Genomic DNA, 9,759 nt, shown 5'->3' on the forward strand with positions numbered 1-9,759 from the left:
CTGCCATAGCCATGAGCGTCAGTTCTGCATCTGTAGTTTTCAATGCATTGAGACTGAGGAATACCCGAATTGACTGAGCTTCAATTGCGAAATTGCAGCGCAATTGACCATGCGTTTGCATACGACCTGACCAGTCATTTGCATTTGACTGACCACCGATTGCAGAGGATTGGACCACCCAGACATCAAAGCTGAGAGGCTCATAACGACGCAAAGGAGACATTACGATCGTTGGCGGGAAGATCGCTGTTCCAATGGTTAGAGCGTGCACCCTCTACTCTTATGACCGCACAGCGATAGGCGCCGATTACAACCGTCGATAAATACTCGGCAGTGGCCGGCCCCGATGCCTGATTCCAACTTGCGGAAGAAGTGGAGAATCTGCGAGCTAGCTTTCAGCTGATGAATCGCCAGGCTCAGTAGAGCCACCATTTATATCAGCATCGTGTATTGAAACAGGTAATAAGCCATGTTGGATACTTTTCGTTTCCGGATCGTAATAGGCCTGGTAGAACTGAAACTCTTCACGGCCTTCACGTTCACAGTGGGCCTTGATAATCCTAATAGCTTTGAGTTTGTACTCCAACGGCGTCTTGATCCCAAAAATGACGCCCTCCAAGCTTGAAAACCGATACTTCAAAACTCGATGCTTTTTATCTGTGATGTCCATGCCGGAATTAAGAACCAAGCGGTACTCTTTTTCGGACTCCCACTGAGGAAGCGTTGAGGTCAAAGCGAAATCAAGGTTATTCCAGTGCCTCTCTCGCAGATCACTGGAATCAGTTTTGTACCACTCGCTAGTGGTACTCAGATTTCCTTGGCCATCGTTGTACCAGAAGCCACCTAATGCCTCGTTTGGGACGTTGCCTAATGATCTGAAGAAATCTATTTCCGAGTGTTCTCGATCGTAGAAAACTTCCTTGAACTGCATATTCTGGAAGCCATAAATGATGCCGCTATGACCAAGACCTATCGGCTTATTCATTTCAAGAGATAGTGCTTGGTCTTCACCTGAGACCCTATATTTCAGGCAGATGCCTTTGTGATTGTCTCCGTAGCTACCCCAGATGGCGGAGTTATTACACTCCTTCATAAAGCAGGCTACATACCATTTCGGGTGCATTAGCTGGTCGATTTGATCTAGATATCGAGGAGCAAATGCCGTTATTAGGTCATACACACCGTAATGATCATTGATCCATACGTGCGCAGCCTTGATGGAGAACGCCGAGGTTGTGACAGCAATCTGCCTGTATGACTCAAAATCACGATGCTGGCCATCATCTGCTTCGATATTTGATATTATCTTCAGATGAAAGTCACTGTCCCCTAGTGGGTCTCCAGGATTCTCAGGATGATGTGCACCGGTTAACTCGTACTTGTAACTTACTGAAAGTACGATTGTTAAGAAGCGCGTATGCAGAGAACTGAGGTAGAGCAACAACTGTGGCTTGTAGTGTTTTCTCTCGGCTTTAGAGAGTGCCTTGATGTACCCCTGAAATATCTCACTACTTTGGAGCAGGTAATCCATTTCCTGGAAAGCAAAGAGGTACACACCCCGGAGATTAGCAGGATACTGGCCAATTGGGAGCTCATTAGGAAGTGGCACGCCGCTCATTACCGCGTCATCAATCTCCCAGCTTCGAAGCGCTAGTATCAATAGGTAATGCCTAAAGAAATTCGCCCAGACGATTTCATCACCCGCCCAGTAGATTTCCTTGTACCCCTCTAGAGGATCGTTCAATTGCTCAGGCGGTGCGAAGTAAATCTCAAGCTTCTCAAGCTCACCGGGCACAGCCTCCTTGGTCTCGGTGGCGTCTTTTCCGAGCAGACGATCCGCTGTCCTGAACCTGTAGAGATGTCGATCCATGATTACCCCGCATGTGGCTACGAAAAAGGGCCCCACCGGGCCCTCATTTGTACTCAAACCGATCTTACTGAGTGCGCCAGGACTCAACAATGTCCGCGCCGAATTCAGTTTTCCATTCCTTGAGCTGGCGATGGTTCCCGCCCTTGGTCTCGATCAACTCGCCCGAATTTGGGTTTTGGTAGATCTTGACGTCACGTGCTTTGCGGACACTTTTCGGGGCAGCGGTAGTAGAAGCACGGCTTGCTGCCTGGGGATCGAGGAGAGCGATGACGTTGCGGAGGCTATAACCGTACTCGGCAAGCAAAGCCCGCAGCTTAGTTTCGAATTCAACTTCTTTTTTCAGGCCTTCGTCGCCTTTCATGGCTTCAAGGGCAGCGAGTTGTTCGGCCAAGTGTTTTTCGAGTTGACGGAACTCAGCAAGACGGGACATGAGATGACCTTTATAAAATGATTGAGCAGTATACGAATTGACAAATCTAGCGCAACAACTGAGATCTTAGAAATATCAGGATTAATCGCTATCCCCATGTGATCCGCTTAGCGACCAACCTGGCACGTAAATTATGCTCTTTGAGGCTTTTTCGATTGGTGTAGTGTGTTCGTCGAGAATCACGCTGTCCCTCTCGATTTTCCGTGGCCGGAAGGTGCTTTACTAAGCCAAATCCAATTTGTACAAACATTGGCGTCTTAACTTTCGGCTTTCGGACTTTGGGAGCTTTCGGTTTTTTGATCCGGTGTTCAGATCCTACCGACGTCTGAGGGGGAACATAAGGCGCAAATTGTGGGTATAGATCCTCAAAAAGCTGAACCTGCGCGGATACTGGAGTTACCCTAGTTACCCCGACCTCACCGGACTTGCGCCTAAAGTGATCGTCAGACGAATTCATTCTAGCTACAAAGTCCAGAATCGTCCCCCGAAGAGACCGCCCTGTCACAATGCGACGATGAATTCGTTTCCAGCCATCTTTCAGATTTCCCCTGGTCACGTCCCACTGCTCTGGTGACGAGAACCCCAGCTGTTTCGCGAACTCTATGTAATCTGGTGGTAAATCGTTTGCCATGTCCTTAGCCTCCGATTTTACAAGCATCGATGATGGCATAGAAGAATCAAGGGATGCTATACCAGTTCTGTCGAGAGCCTATCCGTTAGGTAATTGCACAGACTTGCCCAGCCATTTGCATTCGATTTGACCAGTAATTTGCTTCGGATTTGACCTGCAGGCTTCGTGGCCATGACCGGCAGAGGACGACCCAAAGCAGTCATTTGTTTGCGGGATATAGGCTAGAACTTTTCGTCATGCAGAAAAACGAGGCCGCAATCGCGGCCTTGTTTTTTTAGAGTGTTACTCGTGCGAATGTCCGTGCTCAGCGCTCTCGGAGGTTGTGCCTTTCTCACCACCGCCGCATGCCGTCATCAAGCCCAGGAAGCAGAACAGCAGCACAGAACGAATCAGAGTGGTTGGGGATTTCATGGGAATACTCTTCAAAAGTGGATGAAATAAATGGTCTGTGGTCAGGCTGAAGTCCGCGTTTTCGGCAGTAGGACAGCCGTCTCTGTGTCGGATTACTGTTTGACGTTCAGGTAATCACCACTCGTCTTCAACGAAATGGTCACGTCGTTATTGCTGCGATTACGCCAAAACCAACCATGGGTGCCGTCAAAAATGGCGGTGAATTCGCCTTTATTACTTTTGACCTGCTTGCCCTTGTTGTAGCTGTGGAAGTAACCCTTTTCACCGTTGTAGGGCTCGCCATGGGTGTCGTAGTTCACAAGCCCACCAGCCGCTGTCCATTCATAACTCACAGTCTTGTTCTTCAGCACTTCCAGTTTGATCTCTGTCCCTTCACCTGGTTTGAGCGTGACGGTCATTTGATTCGTCTTCATGGCTGGGGTCGGTGCCGACGCTGATTGGGCCACAGGTATTGCAGCAGGTTGGATTTGCGCAATCTGCGGAGCTGGAGCTGGAGCTGAACTAGGAGCTAATGCTTGCGGCGGCGCTGTATCCGCCAACGCCTCTTGGGCAAGGATGATCTTCAATTCGCCCATTTGGGTCAGACCCAGTGCGCGGCCCACACCCGTAGGATCAACGGCGTATTCCGAAGGCATGACAACGGTCATCAGCAGGCCAATAGCAGTCAGCAGTGCAATGACAGTCGAACGAACCAGTTTGCGAGTGCTGGGCAATTCATTAACAGTTGGAAGCGGAGTATTGAACATGGTCAGAATTCCTTAGGCGGAGATAAACAGGCCGGTGATCTGGTAACCCATCAGCAGGAAACCGGCACTCATCATGGCGACGTTGGCGGTATAGGCGTGGCGCCAGAAACTGGCGGTGCGCCGCCAATACCCCATCAGAATGAGAATCGCACTAAGGGCCAGCAACTGGCCGATCTCGACGCCGACGTTGAACGCAAGCAAGTTGGGGATCAGCCCGTCGGGCGAGATCTCGTACTCCTGGATTTTGGTGGCCAGGCCGAAACCATGGAGCAGGCCGAAAATCAGCGTGGCCACTTTGGTATTGGGTTGGAAACCGAACCAGCGCTGGAACGCGCCCAAGTTATCGAGTGCCTTGTACACCACCGAAAAACCGATGATGGCGTCGATGATGTACGAGCTGATGCTGATCTCGGTCAGCACGCCCAGCAGCAACGTCACCGAGTGGCCTACCGCGAACAGTGTGACGTAGAGCCCCACATCCTTCAGGCGGTAAAGGAAGAAGATCACCCCGAACAGAAACAGCAGGTGATCGTAGCCCGTCATCATGTGCTTGGCGCCCATGTAGATGAAGGGCAGCAACATGACGCCGGAACTTTCCTGGATAAAGCCCTTGTCACCTTCCGCGACGGCGTGAGCCATCGCCTCGGGCATCCCGAGGAAAAGTGCAGCGACAAGTAAAAACAACAGCAGTAGCGGGCGGTGCGATGGCGCAGTGAATGCGCCCACGCCGCTCATCGAGTGCGAATGCATGGATAAATCCTACGTTGGAGGGATCAAAGGCCGCTGCGCGGCCATGGTCAGGATGCGAACGAAGGACGGGGTGGACGCTTGATCAAGAATATCGGCGGAGGGGGAACTGCATATTGCGGGGCATCAACCCGCACCGATAGCTTGGGTTGTTCGGCCAAAATCAACAGTGAAGTGAGCTGCGGTGTTTCGTGCTGATGGTCAGGGGTCAGCGGGGAGTGATAGTGATCCGAGCAGCTCGCACACGACATCTCAGTCAGCTCTTCATGAGAGTGATGGGCGTCTTGCGCAACCTCCCAAGCAGGCTGTTTCGACGTCACTGACAACGTATAGGTATGCCCGGCCCAGGCCACAAACATGGCGAGGACAAGCGCGAATACCACCGTTGTTGTCAGTGTTCTGCTGAACATCGTGATCGGGCTTCAACTCGTTTTTCAGGGCTTTGATGCGTTTGACCGCATCCCCTAAGGGGGGATAGGATGCCAGCGTAATTCATTAAGGCCCGAGGCTCAAGTCATGAGTGAAAACGAACACAGCCATCCCCACACTCACCAAAGTCACGAGGCGATCATCAAGCGTCTCAAACGGGCGGACGGCCATTTACGCGGCATCATCACCATGATTGAAGAGGGGCGTCAGTGCGTGGACATCGCTCAGCAGCTGCATGCGGTCGAAAAAGCCGTATGTCAAGCGAAGCGCACGCTCATCCAGGATCACATTGATCACTGTCTGGAGGACACAGTCTCAGCCTTGAACAATGGCGAGCGCGCACCGTTGGAAGCCTTCAAACAAATCACCAAGTACCTCTAGGTCTGACATGCCCAACTTTGCTGAACTGCTGCAACAGGGCGGTACACACGCCTGGCTGTATTTCCCGAGCGCTATCTTGCTCGGTGCCTTGCATGGCCTGGAACCGGGCCATTCAAAAACCATGATGGCCGCTTTCATCGTGGCCATTCGTGGTTCGGTTAAACAGGCCGTTTTGTTGGGTCTGGCCGCGACGCTGTCGCACACCGCCGTGGTGTGGTTGGTCGCCATCGGCGGCATGTACCTGGGCAAAGGTCTGGACGCTCAAACCACTGAGCCGTACTTCCAGCTTGCGTCCTCTGCACTGATCATCGTAGTTGCTCTTTGGATGCTGTGGCGTACCTGGCGCGGTGAGCAGATGTTCAAGTTCGAGCAAGGTGATGACCACCACCACGGTGAGCATGACCATGGCCATCATGATGAAACCCATCGAATCGATACCGGCCACGGGCGCATCGAACTGTCGATTTTTGAAGTAGGTATGCCACCGCATTGGCGCCTGAAAACATTGACCGGACACGCTTGGGCTACATCGGATGTTCGCCTAATGACGACTCGTCCGGACGGCAGCACTCAATCGTTCTCTTTCGTCGAGCGCGAAGGCTTTCTGGAGTCGGCAGTCGATATCCCGGAGCCTCATGAGTTCAGTGCGCGCTTGAGTCTTGGGCATGCGGGCCACTCCCATGATTACGATCTGGCGTTCCAGGAGCATGATCACGGGCACGCGCATTCCGAACTGGAAGGTCTGGAGTTGTCAATTGATGGCTATCAGGATGCGCATGAACGCGCACATGCCAACGATATCCGTAAGCGCTTCACGAATCGTGAGGTGACCACGGGCCAGATCGTCATGTTCGGTTTGACGGGTGGTTTGATTCCTTGTCCGGCTGCCATCACCGTTCTGTTGCTGTGTCTTCAGGTTAAAGAAGTCGCGCTGGGAGGCATACTCGTCCTGTGCTTCAGCATCGGCTTGGCGATCACCTTGGTGGCGGTGGGAGCTGCTGCGGCTATTGGTGCTAAACAGGCTTCCAACCGCTGGCCGTGGCTGGGCACCGTGGCTCGTCGTGCACCGTACCTGTCCAGCGTGTTGATAATCGGTGTTGGTCTGTACGTAGGCTTCCATGGTTGGATCGGCTTGAGCGCCCAAGGCGTCGTTTAAGTGTTCGAACTCGCCAGCTATTTTGGTCTATTTCTGGCGGCATTCGGTGCCGCCACGTTATTGCCCATGCAGTCTGAAGCTGTGTTGGTCGGGATGTTGCTCTCCAACCAATACGTTGCTTCTGCGCTATTGGCGGTCGCCACCTTCGGCAACGTTCTTGGCTCTGCGCTGAACTGGATTCTGGGTCGCTCTATCGAGCGATTTCGCTACAAGCGATGGTTCCCGGTGAGCGAGAGCAAGCTCGAAAAGGCCCAGCAGTCTTACCTGCGCTACGGGCGCTGGTCGTTGCTGCTGAGCTGGGTGCCCATCATTGGCGATCCGCTGACGGTCGTCGCCGGAGTCATGCGCGAGCCATTCTGGAGTTTCCTGCTGATCGTCACCATGGCCAAGGGCGTGCGTTATCTCTTGCTGACCGCCGTCACACTGGGGTGGACATGACGACTGCTCATACAACCCAGCATTCCTCACTCAAGAGCCGAAGCAGTAGCCTGGATCTGATCAAGTGGCTGGCGATGCTGACCATGGTCATCGATCACTTGCGGTTGGTGTGGCCGGAGATGAGCAATCTGTTCATTCTGGGGCGGCTTTCCTTTCCGCTGTTCTGTGTCGCCATTGCTGCCAACGTGGCGCGCTCCAAACCGGGCGAATTACTGACTGCCGCGAATGGACGCTACCTCGCCTTGATGCTGGTGTTCGCCGCCATTTCAGAAGTGCCTTATCGCTATATCAGCACCTCGGGATCATTCAACGTGTTGGTTACCCTGGCATTGGGGCTGGTGATTGCCTGGGGATGGCAACATCGCACCTTGTTGAGCAGCGCTATGGCCTTGATGGCTGCCGCGATTGCCTACGTGCTGGATGACCCGTTGATGTACGGGCTATACGGCGCGCTCGTTCCTGCGGCTGTCTTGTTAGCGATCAAGAGGCCCGGTGCTCTTTGGTTGCTGCCAGCAGTTCTATGCCTGTTGAGCAACACCCGCAGTAGCATCGTGACCAGGGCTATGGATCTTGAAATTCACTCATTGCTGGCCTTGAGCACTGCATTTGCCGCTCCGCTGATCGGACTCTGGCTGCTGCATCAGAAGTTCACCTTCAACGTCTGGCCGGTGCGGCAATGGGGCTACTGGTTTTATCCGGGACACCTTGCCGCTCTGCAAGCTCTACGGTTCTTAATCTGAATGGCAGAGAAAGGACTCTCCCCAAAAACGGTAAACGAGATGCACAGACGTTCATTACTCAATCTATTTTTGGCCGGTTTTGCCTTTGCTTTACCTTTGGGCTTACAAGCCGCACAAGTCCTAAATGTTCGGCTATGGAACACCGACGACAAGCTTCGGCTGGTGCTAGACCTAAGTGGTCCAGCACAGTACAAGACCTTCTCCCTGACGGCGCCGGATCGGTTGATTCTCGATCTGATGGGAACCAGCCTTGCCTTTGATTTGAGCAAACTGCAACTGGGTAACATGCCAATCCGCGCTATACGTTCAGGGCCTCAAGGTACAGGAACGCGGATTGTCCTGGACCTGATAGGTCCCGTGCAGTTGAATACCTTCATGCTGGCACCTGAACAGGCACAGGGGCATCGCTTAGTGCTGGATATTTCCAACTCGGCATCCCCGGCAATACAGCCGGCTGCACCGCAGGTTGTGCTTAATGATTCGGCTCATCCAAAGCGCGACATCATCGTCGTGGTAGACCCAGGGCATGGCGGTAAAGACCCTGGAGCAGTCGGGGCCAATGGCGAGCGGGAAAAAGATGTGGTGCTGTCAATTGCTCGGCAGTTGGCCAAACGGATCGAGCGGGAAAAGGGGTTTACCGTGCGACTCGTACGCGACAGCGATGTTTACGTACCGTTACGCAAGCGGGTGGAGATTGCTCGCCAACACAATGCCGATATCTTCATTTCCATACACGCGGACGCCGCGCCTCGGCGCACGGCCTCCGGAGCGTCGATCTATGCGCTATCGGAAGGTGGAGCCACGTCCACTACTGCGCGCTGGCTCGCGCAGAAGGAGAACGGCGCCGAGTTACTCGGTACGACCAAAAGCCTCGCACTCAAAGATAAGGACCCCATGCTGGCAGGAGTGATTCTCGACATGTCGATGAGCGCTACAGTCGCAACGAGCCTGGAACTGGGCCACTCCGTACTGAGAAGTTTGGCGGGCATCACCACTTTGCACCAGAAGCGTGTGGAGCAGGCGGGCTTTGCCGTACTTAAGTCGCCAGACGTACCGTCAATCCTGGTTGAAACTGGATTCATCTCTAAGGATGGTCTGAAGTAGTTGTGTATTTCTGGCTGACTTCAGCCCCTGCCGATTTTAAAAGCGGCAAATCGATCAAAAACGCTCAGATCACCCGCTTATTTCTGTGTTTTTAGCCGCCGCGAGCACCTCGCGGCAGCCATTTTCCACATTACAGGCGCACCTCTCCTGCATTCGCCAGTAAATGTCGGCGCGCCATCCACAGGTTCGACAGCGCGAACAGCGTCATCAGTTGCGCCGTGTTCTTCGCCAGACCACGGAAGCGCACCTTCACATAACCGAACTGGCGCTTGATCACCCGGAACGGATGCTCGACCTTGGCTCGTACCTGAGCCTTGGCCTTCTCAATCTTGCGCTTGGCTTTGTACAAAGCACTGCGCTTATCAAGCTTCTTGTAAGTACTACGGCGGGCGGCGATCTGCCAGATGACCCCCCGGCCTTCATGTTCAGGGCGTTTCTCGACGCCGGTGTAACCCGCGTCGGCACCGACCATGTTCTCATCGCCGTGCAGCAGCTTATCGACCTGGGTGACATCGGCCACGTTGGCCGCCGTGCCCACCACGCTGTGCACCAAGCCCGACTCATCATCGACACCGATGTGCGCCTTCATGCCGAAGTGGTGAGTCGGCCGCGGGAACTGCCCCCGCAGCCGCTCGCAGAACCGTACGTGACACTCTCGCGTCATACGGCTCCCGTT

The 9,759-nt window shown here is 53.6% G+C and carries 11 protein-coding genes; 5 read left to right on the forward strand and 6 right to left on the reverse strand.

Annotated features, from left to right (window positions below; all coding sequences use genetic code 11):
- The 5 genes from FHL16_RS34645 to FHL16_RS33320 all read right to left on the reverse strand — a co-directional run.
- Positions 1–271 (reverse strand): hypothetical protein (locus tag FHL16_RS34645; protein ID WP_218191871.1); only part of this gene is annotated, 271 nt, incomplete at its 3' end.
- 117 nt (positions 272–388) lie between these two features.
- Positions 389–1,870 carry a DUF2971 domain-containing protein gene (locus tag FHL16_RS33305; RefSeq protein WP_041161059.1) on the reverse strand — a complete coding sequence of 494 codons (1,482 nt, stop codon included), beginning with the start codon at positions 1,868–1,870 and terminating at the stop codon, positions 389–391.
- Positions 1,871–1,934: 64 nt separating this feature from the next.
- Complete coding sequence (locus tag FHL16_RS33310) at positions 1,935–2,300, reverse strand: histone-like nucleoid-structuring protein, MvaT/MvaU family (protein ID WP_024078231.1); 366 nt, start codon at positions 2,298–2,300, stop codon at positions 1,935–1,937.
- Positions 2,301–3,434: 1,134 nt separating this feature from the next.
- Complete coding sequence (locus FHL16_RS33315) at positions 3,435–4,088, reverse strand: hypothetical protein (RefSeq protein WP_024078232.1); 654 nt, start codon at positions 4,086–4,088, stop codon at positions 3,435–3,437.
- A 12-nt stretch (positions 4,089–4,100) separates the two neighbouring features.
- On the reverse strand, positions 4,101–4,838 hold the full coding sequence (locus FHL16_RS33320; RefSeq protein ID WP_024078233.1) for a HupE/UreJ family protein: 738 nt from the start codon (positions 4,836–4,838) through the stop codon (positions 4,101–4,103).
- Between the two features lie 513 nt (positions 4,839–5,351).
- On the opposite strand from FHL16_RS33320, the gene FHL16_RS33330 reads away from it, so the two are divergent.
- The 5 genes from FHL16_RS33330 to FHL16_RS33350 are packed head-to-tail and all read left to right on the forward strand — an operon-like array spanning position 5,352 to position 9,083.
- Positions 5,352–5,645, forward strand: a complete 294-nt coding sequence (locus FHL16_RS33330; RefSeq protein WP_024078235.1) for a metal-sensing transcriptional repressor — start codon at positions 5,352–5,354, stop codon at positions 5,643–5,645.
- A 7-nt stretch (positions 5,646–5,652) separates the two neighbouring features.
- Positions 5,653–6,801: a nickel/cobalt efflux protein RcnA gene (locus tag FHL16_RS33335; protein ID WP_024078236.1), complete on the forward strand. Its 1,149-nt coding sequence runs from the start codon at positions 5,653–5,655 to the stop codon at positions 6,799–6,801.
- Entirely contained in the window at positions 6,802–7,239 is a 438-nt protein-coding gene (locus FHL16_RS33340) for a YqaA family protein (RefSeq protein ID WP_024078237.1), read from the forward strand.
- The gene (locus FHL16_RS33345; protein ID WP_024078238.1) at positions 7,236–7,979 is read left to right on the forward strand and encodes a TraX family protein; all 744 of its coding nucleotides are present in this window, start codon (positions 7,236–7,238) and stop codon (positions 7,977–7,979) included. The genes FHL16_RS33340 and FHL16_RS33345 overlap by 4 nt, the downstream gene beginning before the upstream one ends.
- A gap of 39 nt (positions 7,980–8,018) precedes the next feature.
- Entirely contained in the window at positions 8,019–9,083 is a 1,065-nt protein-coding gene (locus FHL16_RS33350) for an N-acetylmuramoyl-L-alanine amidase (RefSeq protein WP_041161326.1), read from the forward strand.
- 130 nt (positions 9,084–9,213) lie between these two features.
- Here the strand turns inward: FHL16_RS33350 and FHL16_RS33355 are convergent.
- Positions 9,214–9,759 (reverse strand): IS5 family transposase (locus FHL16_RS33355; RefSeq protein WP_238706220.1); only part of this gene is annotated, 546 nt, incomplete at its 5' end.

Origin of the sequence: Pseudomonas sp. FSL W5-0299, from assembly GCF_005930655.1 — a bacterium.
GTDB lineage: Bacteria > Pseudomonadota > Gammaproteobacteria > Pseudomonadales > Pseudomonadaceae > Aquipseudomonas > Aquipseudomonas mandelii.